The organism is Tumebacillus amylolyticus, from assembly GCF_016722965.1.
In the GTDB taxonomy this organism is placed as follows: domain Bacteria; phylum Bacillota; class Bacilli; order Tumebacillales; family Tumebacillaceae; genus Tumebacillus; species Tumebacillus amylolyticus.
The window spans coordinates 273,476-293,633 of sequence record NZ_JAEQNB010000003.1 but is presented as its reverse complement, the minus strand read 5'-3'; the positions used below and the strand labels follow the sequence as shown (position 1 = coordinate 293,633).

The 20,158-nt window shown below is 55.7% G+C and carries 24 protein-coding genes; 21 read left to right on the top strand and 3 right to left on the bottom strand.

Annotated elements, in window-relative coordinates; all coding sequences use genetic code 11:
• Positions 1–143: 143 nt before the first annotated feature.
• The 10 genes from JJB07_RS11445 (at position 144) to JJB07_RS11400 (ending at position 9,423) form a co-directional block, all read left to right on the top strand.
• Positions 144–449, top strand: coding sequence for a 2Fe-2S iron-sulfur cluster-binding protein (locus JJB07_RS11445; RefSeq protein ID WP_201635089.1), 306 nt, complete (start codon positions 144–146; stop codon positions 447–449).
• 59 nt (positions 450–508) lie between these two features.
• Positions 509–919: a hypothetical protein gene (locus tag JJB07_RS11440; RefSeq protein WP_201635087.1), complete on the top strand. Its 411-nt coding sequence runs from the start codon at positions 509–511 to the stop codon at positions 917–919.
• Positions 920–1,378 carry an SRPBCC family protein gene (locus JJB07_RS11435; RefSeq protein ID WP_201635085.1) on the top strand — a complete coding sequence of 153 codons (459 nt, stop codon included), beginning with the start codon at positions 920–922 and terminating at the stop codon, positions 1,376–1,378.
• Positions 1,379–1,515: 137 nt separating this feature from the next.
• Positions 1,516–2,760, top strand: coding sequence for a methionine gamma-lyase (megL, locus tag JJB07_RS11430; RefSeq protein WP_201635083.1), 1,245 nt, complete (start codon positions 1,516–1,518; stop codon positions 2,758–2,760).
• A gap of 154 nt (positions 2,761–2,914) precedes the next feature.
• A complete protein-coding gene (locus JJB07_RS11425; RefSeq protein WP_201635081.1) occupies positions 2,915–3,484 on the top strand; it encodes a class I SAM-dependent methyltransferase in 570 nt (189 codons plus the stop codon).
• Between the two features lie 17 nt (positions 3,485–3,501).
• Positions 3,502–4,203: a response regulator gene (locus tag JJB07_RS11420; protein ID WP_201635568.1), complete on the top strand. Its 702-nt coding sequence runs from the start codon at positions 3,502–3,504 to the stop codon at positions 4,201–4,203.
• Positions 4,193–5,680, top strand: a complete 1,488-nt coding sequence (locus JJB07_RS11415; protein WP_201635079.1) for a sensor histidine kinase — start codon at positions 4,193–4,195, stop codon at positions 5,678–5,680. Before JJB07_RS11420 ends, JJB07_RS11415 begins: the two co-directional genes overlap by 11 nt.
• A gap of 24 nt (positions 5,681–5,704) precedes the next feature.
• Positions 5,705–6,265 carry a GNAT family N-acetyltransferase gene (locus JJB07_RS11410; protein WP_201635076.1) on the top strand — a complete coding sequence of 187 codons (561 nt, stop codon included), beginning with the start codon at positions 5,705–5,707 and terminating at the stop codon, positions 6,263–6,265.
• A 111-nt stretch (positions 6,266–6,376) separates the two neighbouring features.
• Positions 6,377–7,630, top strand: a complete 1,254-nt coding sequence (locus JJB07_RS11405) for a sigma 54-interacting transcriptional regulator (protein ID WP_201635074.1) — start codon at positions 6,377–6,379, stop codon at positions 7,628–7,630.
• Positions 7,627–9,423, top strand: coding sequence for an ABC transporter ATP-binding protein (locus tag JJB07_RS11400; RefSeq protein ID WP_347338342.1), 1,797 nt, complete (start codon positions 7,627–7,629; stop codon positions 9,421–9,423). The genes JJB07_RS11405 and JJB07_RS11400 overlap by 4 nt, the downstream gene beginning before the upstream one ends.
• 78 nt (positions 9,424–9,501) lie before the next feature.
• Here JJB07_RS11400 and murG read toward each other — a convergent pair whose 3' ends face one another.
• Positions 9,502–10,584: an undecaprenyldiphospho-muramoylpentapeptide beta-N-acetylglucosaminyltransferase gene (murG, locus tag JJB07_RS11395; protein WP_201635072.1), complete on the bottom strand. Its 1,083-nt coding sequence runs from the start codon at positions 10,582–10,584 to the stop codon at positions 9,502–9,504.
• A gap of 124 nt (positions 10,585–10,708) precedes the next feature.
• On the opposite strand from murG, the gene JJB07_RS11390 reads away from it, so the two are divergent.
• The 4 genes from JJB07_RS11390 (at position 10,709) to JJB07_RS11375 (ending at position 13,604) form a co-directional block, all read left to right on the top strand.
• A complete protein-coding gene (locus tag JJB07_RS11390; protein WP_201635070.1) occupies positions 10,709–11,098 on the top strand; it encodes a VOC family protein in 390 nt (129 codons plus the stop codon).
• A gap of 11 nt (positions 11,099–11,109) precedes the next feature.
• Positions 11,110–11,778, top strand: a complete 669-nt coding sequence (locus JJB07_RS11385; RefSeq protein WP_201635068.1) for a sulfite oxidase-like oxidoreductase — start codon at positions 11,110–11,112, stop codon at positions 11,776–11,778.
• A gap of 87 nt (positions 11,779–11,865) precedes the next feature.
• On the top strand, positions 11,866–12,030 hold the full coding sequence (locus tag JJB07_RS11380) for a hypothetical protein (RefSeq protein WP_201635066.1): 165 nt from the start codon (positions 11,866–11,868) through the stop codon (positions 12,028–12,030).
• Between the two features lie 164 nt (positions 12,031–12,194).
• A complete protein-coding gene (locus tag JJB07_RS11375) occupies positions 12,195–13,604 on the top strand; it encodes a WD40/YVTN/BNR-like repeat-containing protein (protein WP_201635064.1) in 1,410 nt (469 codons plus the stop codon).
• A gap of 84 nt (positions 13,605–13,688) precedes the next feature.
• Here JJB07_RS11375 and JJB07_RS11370 read toward each other — a convergent pair whose 3' ends face one another.
• Positions 13,689–14,003: a YolD-like family protein gene (locus tag JJB07_RS11370; protein ID WP_201635062.1), complete on the bottom strand. Its 315-nt coding sequence runs from the start codon at positions 14,001–14,003 to the stop codon at positions 13,689–13,691.
• Positions 14,004–14,187: 184 nt separating this feature from the next.
• Here JJB07_RS11370 and JJB07_RS11365 point away from each other — a divergent pair, with 184 nt between their 5' ends.
• The 7 genes from JJB07_RS11365 to JJB07_RS11335 all read left to right on the top strand — a co-directional run bounded on the left by JJB07_RS11365 (position 14,188) and on the right by JJB07_RS11335 (position 19,038).
• Positions 14,188–14,925: a DUF2225 domain-containing protein gene (locus JJB07_RS11365; RefSeq protein WP_201635060.1), complete on the top strand. Its 738-nt coding sequence runs from the start codon at positions 14,188–14,190 to the stop codon at positions 14,923–14,925.
• A 123-nt stretch (positions 14,926–15,048) separates the two neighbouring features.
• Positions 15,049–15,906 carry a DUF72 domain-containing protein gene (locus tag JJB07_RS11360; RefSeq protein ID WP_201635058.1) on the top strand — a complete coding sequence of 286 codons (858 nt, stop codon included), beginning with the start codon at positions 15,049–15,051 and terminating at the stop codon, positions 15,904–15,906.
• 30 nt (positions 15,907–15,936) lie between these two features.
• A complete protein-coding gene (locus JJB07_RS11355; RefSeq protein WP_201635056.1) occupies positions 15,937–16,224 on the top strand; it encodes a hypothetical protein in 288 nt (95 codons plus the stop codon).
• A 221-nt stretch (positions 16,225–16,445) separates the two neighbouring features.
• Positions 16,446–16,889: an RrF2 family transcriptional regulator gene (locus JJB07_RS11350; RefSeq protein ID WP_201635054.1), complete on the top strand. Its 444-nt coding sequence runs from the start codon at positions 16,446–16,448 to the stop codon at positions 16,887–16,889.
• A 48-nt stretch (positions 16,890–16,937) separates the two neighbouring features.
• Complete coding sequence (nifS, locus tag JJB07_RS11345; protein ID WP_201635052.1) at positions 16,938–18,122, top strand: cysteine desulfurase NifS; 1,185 nt, start codon at positions 16,938–16,940, stop codon at positions 18,120–18,122.
• A 42-nt stretch (positions 18,123–18,164) separates the two neighbouring features.
• Positions 18,165–18,587, top strand: coding sequence for a Fe-S cluster assembly scaffold protein NifU (gene nifU, locus JJB07_RS11340; protein WP_201635050.1), 423 nt, complete (start codon positions 18,165–18,167; stop codon positions 18,585–18,587).
• 76 nt (positions 18,588–18,663) lie between these two features.
• Positions 18,664–19,038, top strand: coding sequence for a hypothetical protein (locus JJB07_RS11335; RefSeq protein WP_201635048.1), 375 nt, complete (start codon positions 18,664–18,666; stop codon positions 19,036–19,038).
• A gap of 70 nt (positions 19,039–19,108) precedes the next feature.
• On the opposite strand, the gene corA is transcribed toward JJB07_RS11335, so the two are convergent.
• The gene (gene corA / locus JJB07_RS11330; protein ID WP_201635046.1) at positions 19,109–20,065 is read right to left on the bottom strand and encodes a magnesium/cobalt transporter CorA; all 957 of its coding nucleotides are present in this window, start codon (positions 20,063–20,065) and stop codon (positions 19,109–19,111) included.
• Positions 20,066–20,158 lie beyond the last annotated feature (93 nt).

The window sequence follows — 20,158 nt, the reverse complement described above, 5'->3', positions numbered from 1 at the left end:
ATAAAAGGATTTCGTTCCACCCCCTCCGAAATCCTTCCGCAAAAAATGAATCTGTAAGCTATCACTCGTGTATTCTCGTCCAAATAGTGGTACACTGAAGGAGTCTGAAAACCGATACAACGTAGAATGCGAGGTCTATTGACATGGCTGATACTGTAAAAATCACGATTCACTTGGAAGAAACGAACGAAACCGTCTCCATTGACGTTCCGAAAGGCTCCAACTTGCTCGAAGAATGCAAGAAGCGCCACATCGAAATGGAATGGGGCTGTGCAAGCGCGGAGTGCGGCCAATGCTCCGTCAAGATCCTCCAAGGCGAAGAGCACGTAAACGAACCGTCTGTGGAAGAGATCGACTTCTTGCTGTTCCGCATCGACGACGGCGTGCGTCTGGCGTGCCAAGTCGAGTGCAACGGCGACTTGGAAGTCGACCACCCGGCTCGCGACTAATGAGCAGACCGCGCCTCTCGGGGTGCGGTTTTTTTACTGTCCAAAGGGAGTGAATCACGATGAGACTTACTTATGACCGCAAGCCCGGCTATGCGATGCTGGCGGCGGTGACCGTTCTTTTTTTCGCAACGCTTGGCCTCGACCGTACGATGTGGAACGCGGGGATCACGACCGATCTCGTCGTCCTCGTCTTGGTGTATGTCGCGCTGGCGACGATGCTGCATTTCAAATACGTGCATGTCGCCGTCCGCACCGATGCACAGGGCTTGACCCTTGAGAGAGCGATGCTTCCCAAGGTTCAATTTCGCTGGGACGAATTGCAGATCGACGAACGGGAAACGAAACGCCGCGGGCCGGGCGGTTGGATGTTGGAGAGCTCGCAAACCGGGAACGTCTACTTCCTCCCGACGAAGGGTCTGTCCGGCGAAGACGTCGAGCGGCTTCGTCAGACCTTGCAGGAGCACCGCTAGATGGCGCGTGTCACTTGTGAAGTTGAGATCAACGCCCCTGTAGAAAGCGTCTGGGCGCTCATGCAAGACCCCGCCCGACGGGGCGAGTGGGACTTTCGTGTGACGGGCGGACGGTTTACCAAGGACGGGCACCCGACCAAAGGGGCGACGTTTACCGTCGGGGGTCGGATGGTGTGGGGATATCGCTTTGACATGGAGTATCTCGCCGTCCAACCGCTTCGGCAGACCGTTGTGCGTCTCGTAGAAGCTCATGGGCTTCCCATCGCCTCCGGGGCGGGGTCTTGGACGTATCTGCGCGACGGTGCCGACCGAACGGTGGTGCGTTCGGCGTTTCGCTTTGAGTTGAAAAAACCGTGGAGTTGGCTTTTCGATCCGTGGCTGATGACGCCGGTGATGTACTGGATCACCAAGCGCAGTCTGAAACGGCTCAAACGCTTGATCGAGCGCGAGAATTTCTAAAATGGAATGAAAAAGTTCCGCTGGCACGAATTCATTCCATTTTTTCGATTGAAAACCGTGAAAACACTGACTTCCTCCCTTGGCACGATCCTTGCAACCGTTTACATGCAGGAAGACTCCAAAGGAGGAGATTCAAAATGGCACGAGAGTTTGAATTTGAAGGGTTCGAAACGAAAAGCATTCACGCAGCCGATCCGCGATCTGAGGCGTTTGGGTCGTTGACGGTTCCGTTGTATATGACATCTACGTACGTATTCCCCGATGCCGAGACGGGCGGCGCTCGATTTGCAGGCGAAGAGCAGGGCATGATCTACTCGCGCATCGCCAACCCGACCGTCGACGTGTTGGAAAAAGCGATGGCGCAGTTGGAGGGCGCAGAAGCGGGTCTCGCGTTTGGCTCCGGCATGGGCGCCATCTCGGCCGTTTTGATCGCGATGGTGAAGTCGGGGGACCACATCCTCTGCTCCGACGGGCTGTACGGTTGCACTTATGGTCTGCTCACGATGTTGAAGGAGAAGTTCGGAGTTGAGTTCGATCTCGTCGACATGTCGGACATGGAACGAGTTCGTGCCATGATGCGTCCGCAAACTAAAGTCGTCTACGTGGAAACCCCGATCAACCCTACGTTGAAGGTGGTTGACCTGCAAGCTGTCTCCGAAATCGCACATGCGGGCGGGGCGCAACTCGTCGTGGACAACACGTTCATGACCCCGTATCTGCAACAACCGTTGAAGCACGGGGCCGATGTCGTCGTCCACAGCGCGACGAAGTACCTCGGCGGACACGGTGATTTGATCGCCGGCGTCGCCGTCGGGAGCAAGGCGTTTCTCGATGAACTGCGATTCTCGACGTTGAAGGACATCGGCGCCGTCATGGCTCCCATGGAAGCCTGGCTGATTCTGCGCGGGTTGAAAACGCTCTCGCTTCGCATGGAGCGTCACTGTGAGAACGCGCACAAAGTCTACACGTATCTCGCGAACCACCCGAAAGTCTCGAAGGTCTACTTCCCCGGCGCGCCCGACCATCCGCAGCAGGAGTTGATCGCGCGCCAGATGCGCGGGTCGAGCGGGATGATCGCATTTGAAGTTCAGACGTTGGAAGCGGGGCGCACGCTGATGAACTCCGTACGTCTTGCCCAATTGGCGGTCTCGCTCGGTGAAGCAACCACGCTCATCCAGCACCCGGCTTCGATGACGCATGCGGTCGTCCCGGCCGACGTGCGCCGTGACGAGATGGGCATCGCCGACGGTCTCGTGCGTCTGTCTGTCGGTCTGGAACATCCGGACGACATCATCGCCGATCTGGAGCAAGCGTTGGCGAAGATTCCGGTTCAGCAGCCGGAATCTGCGAAGGTCGACACCGACCCGCATACGGCCGCGTAACAAAACCTGTTCAGAAAAGAGAACCTCGTCCGTATACGGGCGAGGTTCTTTTTTTTCTCCATCAGTCTTAAGAAGATCTTCAGAATTTCCCGACGATGTTGATAAGATTTGTAGGATAGGATGAAGTCAGAACATCAGGAGAGGACGTGGAATCATGCAAGCGCAACAACTGACGGAGAAGTGGATGTTTCTGAACAAGTTCTTGGAATCCCCGAAAAGCGTGGGCAGCGTGACACCGAGCTCGCGTTTTCTGACAGATAAAATGTTGAAGCCGGTCAAATGGAGTGAAGCCCTTGCAGTCGCGGAGTTGGGATCGGGCACGGGCGTATTTACCCGAGGCATTGAACGGGTGAAGCGTGCGGACTGCCAGCTCGTCCTGTTTGAACAAGACCCGGAGATGCGTTTCCGCTTGGCGCAGGAGTTTCCAGACACAGTCTGCCGCCATGATGCACAGGAACTGGTGCGCGAAGTGGAAAGTCTGGGAATCAAGCAACTGGATGCCGTGATCTCGGGCCTGCCGTTTGCGAATTTCGAGCAGGACGTGCGTGATCGGATTCTGGATCAGGTCGTGCAATCCTTGAAACCGGGCGGCGTGTTCGTGACGTTCCAATATTCGCTGCAGATGCGCCGCCAATTGCGTGAAAAGTTTGATCGGGTTCAAGTTGGTTTCGTCCCGCTCAACGTCCCGCCGGCGTTCGTCTACGTTTGCTATACTAGCAGTTGAGAGGTGATCCAACCGTGATCCGTGACGCTCGGATTCTCGTGGTCGACGATGAAAAGGAAATTCGCGACCTGATCGAGATCTATCTGAAAAACGAAGGCTTCCACGTCCTCCACGCACAGGACGGCGTCGAAGCGTTGCACATTTTATCTCAACAGGACGTCGACTTGCTGATCCTCGACGTGATGATGCCGCGCATGGACGGCATCCAAGCCTGCTTGAAAATTCGCGAAGCCAAACACATGCCCATCTTGATGCTCTCCGCCAAGTCGCAGGACTTGGACAAAATTCACGGCCTCAGCACCGGCGCGGACGATTACATGACCAAACCGTTCAACCCGCTGGAACTGGTCGCCCGCGTGAAATCCCAATTGCGCCGCTATCTGCTGCTCAACAACGCGAAATCGCCGACTCAAGATCATGACGAGATTGAAATCGGAGAACTCCTGATCAACACGTCCACACATGAAGTGCATGTGGGGGAGCGGGAAGTGAAGTTGACGCCGACCGAGTTCTCGATTCTTGAGTTGTTGGCACGTCACCGAGGGATGGTGTTCAGCGCCGAACGCATCTACGAACGCGTTTGGGAAGAGCCCTTCTACCAGTCGGACAACACCGTGATGGTCCACGTCCGCAAGATTCGGGAAAAAATCGAGGAGAACACCCGCGCTCCTCGCTACATCAAGACGGTCTGGGGCGTGGGGTACAAAATTGAAAGCTAACCGGAACCTGTGGTCTCGGATCGGGAGACTGTACGACCGATTGGTGTGGGAGATCAACCACAGTTTGCGGGCGCAGTTGATGATGATGTTCGTGCTGAGCCTGTTGATCGCCTTCACGGTCGGAATTCTGACCAACTATGTGACGGAGAGTTTTTTCCGCACGTCGATCATCGATTACTCGTCGGGCCGGTACAAGATCGACGACGCCGCACGCAATCTCACCCAAGCGATTGCGCTCAAGGAAGAGAACGGCGGGTCCTACGATGTGCAACAGCAACTCGAAGAGCTCGAAGAGCGCAACCGCCGCACGGGAGAAGTGGGCGAGCTCCGTCTCCTCGTGGTCGACAGTGCAGGAAAAGTGCTGTACAAATCGAAAAAAGCCAAGGAAAAGGAAGTCAACTTGCACGACTTGCTCTGGCAATCGATGGACCAGCAACGCAAGGATGACGTGGGAGACGAGGGCGAATCGACGTTCGCCTATCCGGTCGAGATGGGCGGCGAGCATGTGTTCGTCATCGCCTCCGGGTCTCCGAAACCGGCGATTCAGTACCGACCGACGGGAAACCCGGTGCCGATGGTGGTGTTTTTTGCTGGATTTTTCATCTCGTTCTATTGGTTGAGCAAGCGCAAGGTGCGCTATATCGGCGAGCTGGCGGACGGGCTGTTGTTGATCTCGGAAGGTCAATTGGAGCACCGAGTGCCGGAGATTTCCTCTGACGAACTGGGTTCCTTGGCGCAGAACATCAACCACATGACGAACGAGTTGCAGACCAAGATCGAGGCGGAGCGCCTCGCCGAACGGATGAAAAACGAATTGATCACCAACGTCTCGCACGACTTGCGCACGCCGCTGACTTCGGTGATGGGCTATCTGCGGCTGTTGCATGAGCATCGCTACGAATCAACGGAGCAACTCGAAGAGTACGTGAAGGTCGCGTACAGCAAATCGGAGCAGTTGCAAGGCTTGATCGAGGATTTGTTTGAGTTCACCAAGTTGTCCGGCCCCGGCGTGCAATTGGTGAAGCAAGAAATCTGCGTCCACGATCTGCTCGAACAGTTGATTGAAGAATGGGTGCCGCTGTTTGAAGCAGAGGGGCTGTCCGTCCTGCGGACGTTGCCGGAGGGACATCTGTTCCTGCCCGTCGATGCAGAAAAATTGGTGCGGGTGCTGGAAAATTTGTTCAGCAACGTGGTAAAGTACTCAACAAAGCCGGGTGTGGTGGCGATAACCTTACGAGACACGGGCGACGGTGCGCAATTCACCATCGAGAACCACGGCGAGCCGTTGACCTCTGAGGAATTGGAGCGCTTGTTTGACCGCTTCTATCGGGTGGAGCAAGCTCGTTCCTCCGCACGAGGCGGGTCTGGACTCGGTCTCGCCATCGCCCAAAATATCATCACGCTGCACGGCGGTCGGATTTGGGCCGAGAGTGAAGGCGAACGCGTAACATTTCAAGTTTGGCTCCCGAGAACGTAGAAGTAAGCAGAGGAGGAATGGCTCGTGCGCAAACCTGTTCGATTGCGTCCGGCGGAAGTAACGGACGCAGATGTTTTGTATGCGTACCGTTTGGATGAAGAAGTGATGTATTGGGGCAACGGTGCCCGTGGGGATATCGACCCGACCCGTGAGCAGATGGTGGAGCGTCTGCGCAATCAGAAGTCGGCGACGGATCGTACATTTGCGATCGAAGTCGAGGAAGAAGCCGGGCACTGGCGGATGATCGGTACGGTTTCGTACAGCGGTCTGGATGCGTTTGAACGCGTGGCGACGATTGGCATGATGATCGGGGAACGTGCGTATTGGGGCGGTGGATATGGGACGGAGGCGTTGGAGCAGTTCCTGTACGTCCTCTTCCGCCGCTTGAACTTGCGTCGGGTGGAACTCGACACTCATGAAGCAAACAAGCGGGCGATTCGCTGCTATGAGAAAGCGGGGTTCGTCATCGAAGGCGTGCGACGCAAGCGGCGCTATACGATCAACGGCTACCAAGACCAGATCTTGATGGGTCTGCTTCGTGAGGAATGGGAAGAGCGGGTGCAGTTGGCACCGAAGTACCAGTAGAGTTTCGGTTCGTGAAAAAAGAGGCGGTGGGTCGCGTGCGCGTCCCACCGCCTCTTTTTTTGCTATAATGGAACTAAATCTTTCCATGAGAAACGGCAGGTGGCAGGAAGCATGTCCATGATTCGCTGGATGGTGGAAACAACGGACCGGATCGGGATGACACTCGACGTGGTGCGGGTGCTGACGACGCATGCGTGCAACATCGAGGCGATGGAAGTGATGCGCCATTATGTGTACGTGCGGTTGGAGCATCCGCCGGGCGAGATCGAGTGCGTCTATGGCGATTTGCTTGGCATCGACGGCGTGCGGGCTGTGACGCAGGTGCAGAAATTGCCCGCCGAGGAACGGGAATCGCAGTTGTTGCGGGAATCGTTCAAGAGTCGGCGAGATGAAATTACGTTTGACGACATCGTGCATGGGAGCGATCTGATGCGGCGGTGCATCCAGACGGCGAGGATGGTGGCGCAGACCGATTCGACCGTTCTGTTGCTCGGAGAGAGCGGGACGGGCAAAGAGTTGTTCGCCCGGGCCATACACAACGCGTCTCGACGTACGCAATATGCGTTTGTGGCGATCAACTGCGCGACGTTGCCGGAGCATCTGTTGGAGAGCGAGCTGTTCGGGTATGAGGAGGGCGCTTTTACCGGCACGAAGCGCGGGGGGAAGCCCGGGTTGTATGAAGCGGCGGACAAAGGCACACTTTTTTTGGATGAAGTGGGCGAGATGCCGTTGCCTCTGCAAGCGAAGTTGTTGCGCACGATTCAGGCGGGCACGTTTCGGCGGGTCGGCGGAACGCGGGAGCAGCAGGCGAATGTGCGGGTGATTGCGGCGACGAACCGCGATTTGTTGCAGATGGTGCGCAGCGGGCAGTTTCGCGAGGATTTGTATTACCGCTTGCATGTAATTCCGGTGCAGATTCCGCCGCTGAGGTCGCGACCGGAGGATGTGGTGTTGCTGGCCGAGCATTTTTTGCAAAATTGGCGGTCGAAAACCGGCAAGGTTGGATTGGTGCTGTCGGACGCTTGTCAGGAACGGATGTCGCAGTACGACTTTCCGGGCAACGTGCGCGAATTGGAAAACATGGTGGAGCGGTCGGTGCATCTCGTCGACGGCGAGGTGATTGAGCCGTATCACATGATGTTCCCCGATGTGCGTGTGACGGGGGCGGGAACGGGGGCGTGGGTTGGAAACGGCTCGCTCAAGGAACGCGTGGAGGAATTTGAGCGGCAGGTGATCGCGGACTACTTGGATCGGTTCGGTTCGTTGCGCACGGTGGCGAAGCAGTTGGGTACTTCGCATACGACGATTATTAACAAAGCGCACCGCTACGGGTTGGCGCGTGGGCGTGAGGGGGAACGGGAGTGAGTCGTTTTCACGGGTACAACGACTGGGGTCGAGACGGCAAGGAGAAGCCGGAGTTGAAAAAAGAATCGCTGTTGCGCATCTACCGCTACTTTCTTCCGTATTGGAAGCAGGGGATCGGGGTGGTGTTTTTCATCTTGCTCTCCTCCGGGTTTGGGCTGTTGCAACCGCTGTTGATTCGCGGGGTGGTGGACGAAGCGATACCAAACGGGCGAACGTCTCTGCTGAACTGGCTCGTCGTCGCGATGATTGTGGCGGCGATCTTGCAAGGGTTGGTCAGCGTCGGGCAGGCGTTTCTCAACTCCGTGATCGGGCAGGGTGTGATGAACGACATTCGCAACCAGATGTATGCGCATCTGCATCGCATGTCGATTCGCTTTTTCACCTCGACGAAGACCGGGGATATCATGTCCCGCGTGAACAATGACGTGAACGGCTTGCAACAGGTCGTGACCGATACGATTTCGCAGTCGATCAACAATTTGTTGCTCGCCACGACGACGATGATCACGATGTTTCTGCTCGATTGGCGGTTGGCGCTGCTTTCGTTGGTGCTCTTGCCGCTGTTCATCTTGCCGACGCGGCGGGTGGGCAAGTTGAATTACCAAGTGCGCAAAGAAACGCAGTCCAAGATGAGCGAGATGTCATCGTTGATGCAAGAGACGCTCTCGGTCAGCGGAGCGATGTTGGTGAAATCGTTCGGGCGCGAAGAGGATGAACTGCGCCGCTTTGTGGGGAAAACGAACGAGTTGAAGCGGTTGCAGATTCGGCAGAGTCTGATCGGGCGCTGGTTTTTCATGTTTATTTCGGTGATCTCGACGGCAGGACCGGCGATCATTTATTGGTACGGCGGGCATTTGGTGATCGATCAGTCGATTACGCTCGGGACGGTGATTGCGTTTACGGCGTTTCTGACGCGGTTGTACGGGCCGGTCTCGTCGCTTGCGGGGATTCAAGTCAACGTGCTGGGCTCGGTGGCGTTGTTTGATCGGCTGTTTGAGTATCTCGATTTGAAAGTGGAGATTCAAGACAAGCCCGGCGCAGTAGAACTGCGGGACGTGCAGGGGCGGATCGAGTTTGAGGAGGTGTCGTTCTGGTACCAGCAGGAGCGTCCGGTGTTGCAGGGATTGAATTTTGCGATCCAGCCCGGACAGATTGTGGCGCTGGTCGGGCCGAGCGGCTCGGGGAAAACGACGATCTCGAATTTGATCCCGCGGTTGTACGACCCGTCTGCGGGGTCGGTGAAGTTGGACGGCGTGGATTTGCGCGACGTTCAGTTGAAGTCGCTCGGGGAGCAGGTCGGGATGGTGACGCAGGAGACCTTCCTGTTTCATACGAGTATTCGGGAGAATTTGCGGTATGGGAGACCGTCTGCCACGGAGGAAGAGATTGTCGCGGCGGCGAAGGCGGCGTATATTCACGATTTGATTGTGAGTTTGCCCGACGGGTACGATACGGTGGTCGGCGAACGGGGGCACAAGTTGTCCGGCGGGGAGAAGCAACGGATGGCGATGGCCCGCGTCATTTTGAAGGACCCGAAGATTTTGATCCTCGACGAAGCGACGTCTGCGCTGGATTCGCACTCGGAGGCGTACATCCAGCAGGCGTTGGAAGAGCTGATGAAGTCGCGGACGTCGGTGGTGATTGCGCACAGGCTTTCGACGATCTTGCACGCCGACCAGATTCTCGTGATCGAGGACGGGAAGTTGGTCGAGCAGGGGACGCATGAGGAATTGCTGGCGGTGGACGGGTTGTACGCGAGTCTGTACCGGCAGCAGTTTGAGGGGGAGCAATAGAGTTTGGGAAAACGAGTTTTGGAAAAAAGAGACGGTGCCCGTGGAGGGACCGTCTCTTTTTTTGGTGCGGTGGTTTGTTTACTTGCGTTTCCGTTTCTTCGCGTTCTTCTCAATCAAGCCCATGATGGTGCCGACTGCATCGCTGACGGTGGAGGTTTCCATCGCGGCGATGTAGTCGAAACTCATGGCTTGAGCCTCTTCGATGGCTTGGAGCAGCGTTTCTGTGGTGAGGTCTTCTTCGAAAAGGACGCGGGAGTAGCCCGCTTTTTCAAAAGACTTCGCATTCAGAATTTGGTCGCCGCGCGAGGCCGCACGGGAGAGCGGGATGAGGACGTGGGGCTTTTTCAGCGCCAGGAATTCGAAGATCGCATTGGCACCCGCACGCGAGACGAACAGGTCGGTCATCGCAAACAAGTCCGGCAGTTCGGAGCTCACGAACTCGAATTGACGGTAGCCGGTCTTGCCCTCAAGCGCCGGATCGAGATGGCCTTTGCCGCAGATGTGGAGAATCTGGTACTTCGCCAGCAAGACGTCGAGGTTGGCGCGAATCGCTTGGTTGATTTTTTCCGAACCCAGGGAGCCGCCGATGATCAGCAGAACCGGTTTGCCCGGTGTGAAGCCTGTGAACGCGAATCCGCGCTTGGCGTTTCCTTGCAAGACCTCTTCGCGAATCGGGGAGCCGGTGTGGACCGCTTTGCCGTCCGGGAGATGCTTCAAGGTCTCGGCGAACGTCACGCAGACTTTGGCAGCGAACGGTGCGCACAGTTTGTTGGCGAGTCCGGGGGTGAGGTCCGATTCGTGGATGACGACCGGGATGCGGTTCAGCCATGCCCCCATGACGACAGGAACGGCGACGAAGCCGCCCTTGGAGAACACGATGTCCGGCTTGACTTTGCGAAGCACTGCGTACGCTTGCAAGACGCCCTGAATGACTTTGAACGGGTCTTTGAGGTTCTTCACGTCGAAGTAGCGGCGCAGTTTGCCGACGGCAATCGGATGATAGGGCATGTCGAGTCGCTCGATCATCTCCCGTTCGATTCCGTCGTGTGAGCCGATGTACTCCATCTCCCAGCCTGCCGCTTCCAATTTGGGCAGCAAAGCCAAGTTCCCTGTGACGTGGCCTGCGGAGCCGCCGCCTGTCAGGACGATTTTTCTCTTCATTTCATACACCTCTGGTTTCCCGTGTTGAGTACAGCCATGATACCATAACTCCGCCGTGTGCGCTCCTGTTTATGGTACTATAGAAAAAGACATTCTATGTTAAGACAAGGTAGGAGGAATACATATGGCGATTCAAAAAATCGAACATGTCGGCATCCAGTGCCGCGATATCGAAACTTCCATCGCATTCTACCGCGATGTGATCGGAATGGATCTCAAAGGCACGCTCGACCATACGAACGGCGTCATCAAGTTGGCGTTTCTCGGCTTCCCCGGCAAGGACGAGACGGAACTCGAACTGATCTACGGCTACAACTCCGACCTCCCGACGGAGGGCAAAGTTCATCATATCGCATTCACCGTGGACAAGCTCGAACCGGAAGTCGACCGCTTGAAGTCGCTGGGCGTCAACGCGATTGACGCAGAGATCACCACGCTGCCCAACGGCTCCCGCTATTTCTTCTTCAACGGTCCGGACGGCGAGTGGATCGAGCTGTTCGAATCGACTCGATAAGGAGGCCCCTCATGAGCGACAATCTCAAAGACCGTGTCCCGCCCGGTCAATATCTGACAGAAAAATGGCCGGTGCTTCATGCCGGCACCGTGCCGCGCATCGATTTGGCGACATGGAACTTTCGGATCTTTGGTTTGGTGGATCAAGAGAAAGTACTGACGTGGGAGGAATTCAATGCACTCCCGGAGTACCGCTCGACGTCTGACATCCATTGCGTGACGACATGGTCCCGCCTCGACAACACGTGGGACGGCGTCTCGTTCAAGGACGTGATGGCGCAAGTCAACGTCAAGCCCGAAGCGAAGTTCGTCGTCATCCATGCCGAAGAGGGCTGGACGACCAACTTGCCGCTCCGAGACTTGCTGATGGACGATGTTCTGTTCGCGCACTCGCACGACGGTCAGGCCTTGACGCCGAACCACGGGTGGCCGCTGCGTCTCGTCGTGCCGCAACTCTACTTCTGGAAATCGGCGAAGTGGGTGCGAGGCATCGAATTTGTCGCAGAGGACAAGGCCGGGTTCTGGGAAGAGCGCGGCTACCACCTCTACGCCGACCCGTGGCTGGAACAGCGCTACCGGGACGATCCCGAATGGCACGAAGGTGAGAAAAACACCGACGAATACTACGAACGCGTCGCTCGTCGAATTCGTCTCCACGAACAGAAGAAACAAGGCAAGTAAATGTACTCGTTAAAAGGAAGACTCGTCCGCCTGTATGCGGACGAGTCTTTTTTTCGATAATATCCCAATGAAGGGAGGAGTTCCGGGATGAATGGCAAGACGAAAAAGCACCACTACATCTCTTTCGTTGCATCGCTTGTAGCCTCCGCCGGCCTCCTGCTCGTCTACCGCCGATGGGGGATGGACGTGGCCGATCTGATCGGGTTTGGCGTTCTGATCGGCATCTCCTACGCGATGTTGTTCAAATCATAATCTCGCTTACGACAGCGAGTAAACCAGCGAATACAGCAACGATACCACCATCACGACGGCGAGAACCATCGAGACGATGCGAACGGTCGATTTCTTCATGGTGGACAGGACTCCTTTCGGTCATGGTTATTGTAGTACAAGCGCGTGGAGGGAGGCAAGAGAGGATGAAGGGTTGGAGACGAGCAGTTTGTGTCGGGCTTTGCCTGCTCACCCTGTACACGCCAAACGCCGGGGCCGGCGCTGTAAAAAAGCCGTTGACGTTGCAACAGGCTCTTGAGATCGGCATGAAGCGGGCGGTGGATTGGAATCCGAAGGCAAAGCTTGCGACGGCGATGAGCGGGGACTTTCCGATGGAGCGAGAAAGCGGGGAGGAGGGCAGACGCAGGCTCTGGCATGAAGAATTCGGCGTGCCGGGCACGACGGACCATCTGCGTCTCACCGTGGAGGACGGCGAGATCAAAGCCGTGCGCGAAACGAAAGGGGAGGACCGCTACCTCGACAACAGGAACGCCATCGACAGCCCCGAAGCGTGGAAACGAGCGAAAACGGAAGCGCAGCTTCGTCCAAGTGAAGGGGTTTCGTTCGGTTATCACTATCGGTTGGAAATCGGGGAAGCCAATCAAGCAAGACTTGCCGTACTGGGCAGCGATTCGAAAGGTCGGCCCCTGCAAGTCCATGTCTTCCTCAGGGACAAGCGCTCACTCACCGTCTATCGCAAAGACATTACGGGCGGAGGCCTCTACGTTGGGGATCGGCCATTGCTTGGAGCCGAAGGAGAGAAGCACTGGTCGATCTACGGCGTGGAGTTGGCACCGGACGAAAAAGCGACGATGGTGGCTTGGGGCTATCCGGACCCCGCCGAACAGCTCAAGCCGTTTGCGAAGCTTTCCCAAGATCGGGGAGAGCATTGGCACGACATCCGCTTGCCCGGTATTGTGCGCCGCTTCTGGTGGCAGGGCTCCCATCAACTCTATGGAGTTGGAACCCGCGAGCTCTGGCGGTCGAACGACGAAGGACAGACGTGGAGCACAGTTTGGCAGGGCACGCGAAAAAATCAACTGCAAAGCGCCGATTCGTACCAGTCGCAAATCGTGCTGCTCACAGACGAAGGGGTCCAATTCTCCAAGGACGAAGGTCGCACCTGGCATCCTCTCGACGTGCAAGGCACCGCACGACAGGCGGTTTTCGACGCAGACGGCACTCTCTATGTAGAAGCAACGGGCATCGCACGGCTCAGAGGCGGAACGTGGGAGAAAGTCCCCGGACGCTTTTTGCAAAAAAACGGGGGTCAGGTGGTCACCGCCAAGGAAACGGAATTCTACCTGCCCACGCCGGACGGCATCAAGACATTTCTCAATCCGGAGAACAGGTCGTACGTCGAGCGCGTATCGTATACAAGGAACCGGCTCTACGCGCTCTCCCACAATCAACTGTACACGCGAAGTCTGGAAGAGGACGCCGTCTGGACGAAACAACAGATGCCAGACGACGGGCTCCTGACCGACTTCGCCGTGGGGCCGCAGCAGGAACTCTACCTCGCATTCGGCCCAAAGCTTGTCTGGAAAAAGCAATGAAAAAGCTCCACCGGGCTCGTGTCCCGGTGGAGCTTCACGTATGTGAGTTGGGAACGGGACGTTCCAACGGGTTGTCAGGCTGACTTACAGGACGCGAACGATGTTCTGGATCGGAATTTGGAAGCGACCCCATTCGTTGTGAATTTGGAGGCTGCGCGTCTCCGTGCGGTAGGAGACGATCCGTCCCTCAACGGTGTGCTCGCCGTCCTGTTCGCCAACAACGATCGTGAGGAGTTGGCGGCGGATCATCGCTTCTTGAACGCGGTACTCGATGTCTTCGCTGGCGTCTTCGTGCAAGACCGGGACGACATAAGACTCGACTTCGTGTTGAAGCATGCGGGCGCGGTGCTCAGGCAGGATCATGCGGTGGCCTTCCCAAAGTTTGTTTCCACGATTCATACAATCGCTCCCTTGCGTAATTTCATACGAACGTTTGTTCTTATCTTACCCCATCTCTTGCCGAATATCAACAGAGAATTTTGCTCCAGTTCGTTGTCAACGAAAACAGTATATTGTCGTTTTCTGCATATCATGCGAGTATAAGGATATAGACCTAGAAAACGGTGAAATGGGGTAGGACAGATTGACGACTGTAGAGGGTTTGTATGATCGAAAAGTACGGTGTCCGCTGTGCGAGGAGACCTATAATACGAAAAAAGTCCTGACTCGGGCAGTTAAAATAGTGGAAACGCAAGGTGATTTTTTTGCAAGGTACGGAGGTCCTAACCCTGTTCATTATTTGATCAACGTGTGTTCGACGTGCGGGTTCTCATTTTTGGAGAAGACACAGCCGAAGGTTACTTCGTTGCGTCGGCAGAGCTATGTGGATGAAGTGGCAACCCGTTGGGCGACGCGCGATCTGACCGGCGTGAGGACGTTGAAGCAGGGGATTACTTCGTTTAAATTGGCGATTTTTTGCGCGCAGTTCGTCGGGGAGCCGTCGCGGACGATTGGCGGGCTTTGTTTGCATCTGGCTTGGTTGTACCGCGAATCGGGAGACCGTGAGAACGAGCGGCGGTTTATGCAGAATGCCCTTGACTTCTATATTGATTGCTACGAACATGATTCGCGCTTGGACGACGAGGGCAAGATGCCGTACTTGATCGGGGAACTGGCTCGTCGCTTGGGCGATGACAAATTGGCGGTGCTCTACTTCAACCAAGTCATCCAAGACCGCAACGCCGCCCAAAAGTACGTCAAACTCGCCCGCAACCAATGGGCAATCCTCCGCGAAGACCGCGAGAACAAAGGGCTCAAGGAAATCAACGAAGACGGCGAAGAGTCGGAAAGCCAAGGGCATGCCAAGGTCGCAAACGCCTAATCGACGACAAAACGGGAGCGAACGGGCAGAAGCAAAGTTCAAGCGAACAGGACGTTTTTTCGTTTCGATAGGTCTTGACAGGGAGAGTTTGGAACGGCAGGATGGTGTCTGGAGGTGGGTTCGGTGAGCGCAAGCACAATTTTATGCGGAACTTGCGCGTGGGGAGATCATGAGGATTTTTACCCGCGCGGCGTGAAAGCTTCGGAGCGATTGCCCTATTATGCGAAGTATTTTCCTTTGGTCGAAGTGGATTCGAGTTTTTACGCGATCCCAAACCCCGCCTACGTCGAGCGATGGGCCGCCCAGACGCCGGATCAATTTCGCTTCAATATGAAGATCTTCAAAGGCATGACCGGACACGAACGACATCTCTCCGCAGGAGACCGCAAACAATTTGCGCCCGCCTATCGTCAGGCCATTCAACCGATGGTGGACGCGGGCAAATTGACCGCCTTGCTCCTCCAACTGCCGCCGTGGTTTACCCTCAACCGTGAAAACGTCGACTATCTGCGCTGGTGTCGCGAGTTTTTTCACGATTTGACGGTGGCCGTTGAATTTCGCCATCGTTCTTGGTACGACGAAGAAATTCGCGACCGCACGCTGGAGTTTTTGAAAAAGGAAAAGTTCGTCAACACCATCGTGGACGAACCGCAAGTGGGCGACGCCTGCATCCCGACTCTCCCCGTCGTCACCGATCCCAAACTTGCCCTCGTGCGCTTTCATGGACGCAACACCGATACGTGGTATCTAAAAGGAGCCAAGCACGCCGGAGAGCGCTTCAAGTACCACTACAGCCGCCAAGAATTGGCCGAGTGGATTCCGCAGGTCCAAAACTTGAGCCGAGAAGCGGAGCAAGTGCATTTATTATGGAACAACAACCATTCCAACTTCGCAGTTCGCAATGCATTTGATATGATGGAGTTGCTCGGACAGCCGTTTGAACGCGCCGAGCTGCCGGGGAACCAACTGGAGCTTTTTTAACTGTCACTCTAGAGGAGGACGTACCTGACTATGAGACCGATCAGTGTGCAAGTGCGCGGCCTGTTCAGCCGTGAAGAGATGGATCGCTACAACAACCTGTGGGAAGTCGGCAAGTTTTGCGAATCCTCCGGTCGCTTCGATCTCGCCCGCATCGTTCAGCACGAAATTGAAACGCTGGCTCAACCGGCCGTTGAAAAATTGCAGCGGTACGAAAACCGAGTCGACGCTCCGCAGGCGGTCGCCGCTCCGGTGATCATCGACAACCGTCCGAAAATGAAACACACCACGCCCGTTGAACCGAAAAATTGTGCGGAATAGTTTGAAAATAACTCATCAACCTCTTGACAAATGCAAGACAGCACACATTGGATGCTCTTGACATCGGAAGTTTCCCATGGCTATAATAAAGGTGACCAAAACAATCAGGATTCCATCGGGCTCCTGATTCTCTTTTGCACATAATCCTGACTCGTTCAGTCAAGATTAAACTCTGAGTGCGAGTGGGAGATGTGCGGTGTCCCAGAAGGAGGTGCGTACACATGAAGTTATCCTCGCGCGGGCACTACGGAATGATGGCTTTGACCTACTTGGCGCAAAAGGCCGAATCGGGCCCGATTCCCATCAAGGCAATCGCGGCTGCCGAAGACATTCCCGAACAATACCTGGAGCAGATCTTCGTTGAACTGCGTCGCGCAGGACTAGTAACGAGTGTACGCGGCGCTCGCGGCGGCTACAAGCTCAGCCGTCCCCCGGCGGAGATTCAAGTCGGAGAGGTCGTCAAAGTCCTCGAAGGCGAGATTGCACCGGTGGAATGCTTGCACGCAGAGGAGGAGAATCCGACTCTCTGCTGTTCCAAAACCGAGCATTGTGCCACGAAGATCGTCTGGGAGAAACTGCGCGACACGATCGTCGATTATCTCGACGACATCACGTTGCACGACATCGTCAACAAAAGCTCCAAGCTCTACTCTGAGAGCACATAATACAAACAACACGACATGTACCCCCTGTCCAGAAGGAGATGACCAGAAGTGCGCAGCATCTATCTTGACCACGCAGCTACTACCCCGGTTCGTGAGGAAGTCATCGAAGCGATGGTGAAAGTCCTCCGCGAAAACTTCGGGAACCCGTCTTCCATCCACCAATTCGGCCGTCCGGTCCGCAAAATGATGGAAGAAGCCCGTGAGAAAGTCGCAAAGGCGATCAACGCAGACCCGCGTGAGATCATCTTCGTGGGCTCCGGCACCGAGGCAGACAATATTGCCATCCTCGGCGGCGCGCGCGCGAACAAGAAAAAAGGCAACCACTTGATCACCACTTCTGTGGAGCATCACGCGGTTCTCGACGCTTTCAAAGCACTGGAAAAGGAAGGCTTTGAAGTTACCTATCTCCCGGTTGACGAAGTCGGCCGCATCTCGGTAGAAGACTTCAAAAACGCCCTGCGCGACGACACCATCTTCGTGTCTGTCATGCACGCGAACAACGAAGTCGGCACGATCATGCCGGTCGAAGAAATCGGCGCGATCTGCCGTGAGAAGAAAATTCTCTTCCACACCGACGCTGTACAATCTGTCGGCAAGATCCCGGTAGACGTGACCAAGATCAACTGCGATTTCCTCGCGCTGTCCGGTCACAAACTCTACGGCCCGAAGGGCATCGGCGTACTGTACATGCGCCGCGGCGTTCGCACCCAGCCGCTGTATTTTGGTGGCGGCCAAGAGCGCAAACTGCGTCCGGGCACCGAGAACATCGCAAACATCATCGGTCTCTCGGTTGCGATTGAACTCGCAGTTGCTGAAATGGAGCAAGAGTCGGCTCGACTCTCCAAACTTCGTGACAAACTGATCGACGGCGTTCTCGCAAACATCGAAGAAACCCGTCTGAACGGTCCGCGCGAAGGTCGTCTGCCGCACAACGTCAACGTCTCCATCGAGTACATCGAAGGCGAAGCGTTGCTGTTGACCTGCGACATGAAAGGCATGGCGGCATCCTCCGGTTCCGCTTGCACCTCCGGCTCGCTCGATCCGTCTCACGTGCTGATGGCGATGGGCCTGACCCACACCACCGCACACGGCTCGCTGCGTCTGTCGCTGGGCAAATCGACCACCGAAGATGACATCGACTACATCATCCGTGAACTGCAACCGATCGCAGAAAGACTTCGCGCGATGTCTCCTGTCTGGGAGCGTTTCCAAAAAGGCCTCCCGATCGCGTAAGAAGAAACAATAGAACCCACAATCCTAAGGAGGACTCTCCCTATGTACACTGATAAAGTACTCGACCATTTCACCAACCCGCGCAACGTGGGTGAAATCGAAGACGCTTCCGGCGTCGGCGAAGTTGGCAACATGAAGTGCGGCGACATCATGAAGATGTACCTGAAAATCAACGATTCCACCAACGTCATCGAAGACGTTACCTTCAAGACCTTCGGCTGCGGCGCGGCGATTGCAACTTCGTCGATGTCCACCGAAATGATCAAAGGCAAGTCGATCGACGAAGCGCTCTCCCTGACCAACAAAGCGATTGCAGACGCACTCGACGGCCTGCCGCCGGTCAAAATGCACTGCTCCGTCCTCGCAGAAGAAGCTCTCAAAGCGGCTCTGCTCGACTACCAAAAGAAATCCGGCAAAAACCTCGGCCTCAACGAAGAAGACTTCGAAGACTGGGACGAAGAGTAAGATCGCAGGTTGAATGATAGTACGACCTCAAAACTCCCTCCAAGCCGGAGGGAGTTTTTTACAAGGAGTGACTGGAATGTCGGACGAAATCAAAAAAGACGAGGAAGTTTGGGTCAACCCCCTGCTTCCGGACGGCAAGCGCGAGTACGTCGTCGACCTGCAGATCACGCGGGTCAGCGATGAGGACGACACGTGGACACTGAAACTCTCCACCGACCAAATTCAACAGATTCACACGGCGTTGCAACACTCGGTCATCGAGAACCAACGCGAGATGTCGAAGCTGAGGAAACAAGCGCAACGCTGGTCGGAAACCGGCACCGATCTGGAAAAACTCGGCGTCGGCAAGAACAAGCATCTCTACAAAGCGCTGAAAAAGGAAAACGAGAAACTCGCTCAACTCAAAGACACCCTCACCGATTTCATGTTCGCGCAAAAACGCATGCTGTAACACTTGCAGCAAAAAGAGCCTCTGACCGCACGATGCGATCAGAGGCTTTTTTTATCATTAGTATAAGATGTCAGTCGAACCAGCCCTTGCGCTTGAACCAATACGTCATCCATACCGCAAGGAAAGCCATCACCCCAAGCACCACGAAATACCCGTACTTCGTGTGCAACTCCGGCATGTTGTCAAAGTTCATCCCGTAGATGCCGACGATCAACGTCAGCGGCATGAAGATCGTGGTCACGACCGTCATGACGACCATCACGGCGTTCTGTCGGCTCGACGTAAGCGAGATGTACGAGTCCCGCAGGTCGGCCGTCATCTCGCGGTTGGAGTCGATCAACTCGGCGAGTCGCAGCAGGTGGTCGTACACGTCGGTCAGATAGGCTTTCTGCTTGCGAAGTTCCTCGATCGGCTCCCCGTGCAAGATGCGGTACAGCAAGTCGCGCATCGGCACGACCGTCCGTCGCAATTGCAACAAGTCGGCGCGGATGTCAAACACTTGGTTCATCAACTGCCGAATCTTCTGATTGCGGGTGTTCTCTTCGATGTTGTCCAAGTGCTCCTCAATTTGGTACAGGGCCGGGAAGTAGTGGTCCACCAACTGGTCCATGATCATGTACGCCGCATAAAACGGGCCCCGCTCCCACATCTTGCTCGTGCCGCCCGCGAATTTGCTCCACGCGTTCTCAATCTCGCGGCAAGGTTTCAGATGAAACGAGACCACGAAGTTTTTCCCCACGAACACATCCACTTCATTGGGATGCAGGGTCAGCTGATCCAACTGGTGCATCACGAAGAAAAAATAGTCCTCATACTGATCCACCTTCGGACGTTGCATGTGATGGAAGCAGTCCTCAATCGCCAACGGGTGAAACAGAAACACATCGGCTAAAGCCTGCCCCTCCTCCACCGTGGGTGCCGAAAAATCCACCCAATACCACAGCAGGTTGGGCGTTCCTTTCAATTGCTCCGGCGGGATGTCGTACACCAGCCGGCGGTCTTGTGTCACCGCACAAGTTCGGATCATCTGCGATCACCTTTTTCCGTGAAACGTATCTTCCCATTGTAGAAAAAAAACCCTGTCTCCGCAATGCGAGGACAGGGTTTCTTTTGCCGAACA

Bases quoted from the DNA above. Each gene is read 5' to 3' on its own strand.
- JJB07_RS11355 (WP_201635056.1), top strand. From the start codon at position 15,937: ATGAGACCGATCAGTGTGCAAGTGCGCGGCCTGTTCAGCCGTGAAGAG.
- JJB07_RS11335 (WP_201635048.1), top strand. From the start codon at position 18,664: ATGTCGGACGAAATCAAAAAAGACGAGGAAGTTTGGGTCAACCCCCTG.
- JJB07_RS11385 (WP_201635068.1), top strand. From the start codon at position 11,110: ATGAGCGACAATCTCAAAGACCGTGTCCCGCCCGGTCAATATCTGACA.
- JJB07_RS11425 (WP_201635081.1), top strand. From the start codon at position 2,915: ATGCAAGCGCAACAACTGACGGAGAAGTGGATGTTTCTGAACAAGTTC.
- JJB07_RS11375 (WP_201635064.1), top strand. From the start codon at position 12,195: ATGAAGGGTTGGAGACGAGCAGTTTGTGTCGGGCTTTGCCTGCTCACC.
- JJB07_RS11440 (WP_201635087.1), top strand. From the start codon at position 509: ATGAGACTTACTTATGACCGCAAGCCCGGCTATGCGATGCTGGCGGCG.
- JJB07_RS11390 (WP_201635070.1), top strand. From the start codon at position 10,709: ATGGCGATTCAAAAAATCGAACATGTCGGCATCCAGTGCCGCGATATC.
- murG (WP_201635072.1), bottom strand. From the start codon at position 10,584: ATGAAGAGAAAAATCGTCCTGACAGGCGGCGGCTCCGCAGGCCACGTC.
- JJB07_RS11405 (WP_201635074.1), top strand. From the start codon at position 6,377: ATGTCCATGATTCGCTGGATGGTGGAAACAACGGACCGGATCGGGATG.
- megL (WP_201635083.1), top strand. From the start codon at position 1,516: ATGGCACGAGAGTTTGAATTTGAAGGGTTCGAAACGAAAAGCATTCAC.
- JJB07_RS11435 (WP_201635085.1), top strand. From the start codon at position 920: ATGGCGCGTGTCACTTGTGAAGTTGAGATCAACGCCCCTGTAGAAAGC.
- nifU (WP_201635050.1), top strand. From the start codon at position 18,165: ATGTACACTGATAAAGTACTCGACCATTTCACCAACCCGCGCAACGTG.
- JJB07_RS11350 (WP_201635054.1), top strand. From the start codon at position 16,446: ATGAAGTTATCCTCGCGCGGGCACTACGGAATGATGGCTTTGACCTAC.
- JJB07_RS11370 (WP_201635062.1), bottom strand. From the start codon at position 14,003: ATGAATCGTGGAAACAAACTTTGGGAAGGCCACCGCATGATCCTGCCT.
- JJB07_RS11380 (WP_201635066.1), top strand. From the start codon at position 11,866: ATGAATGGCAAGACGAAAAAGCACCACTACATCTCTTTCGTTGCATCG.
- corA (WP_201635046.1), bottom strand. From the start codon at position 20,065: ATGATCCGAACTTGTGCGGTGACACAAGACCGCCGGCTGGTGTACGAC.
- JJB07_RS11445 (WP_201635089.1), top strand. From the start codon at position 144: ATGGCTGATACTGTAAAAATCACGATTCACTTGGAAGAAACGAACGAA.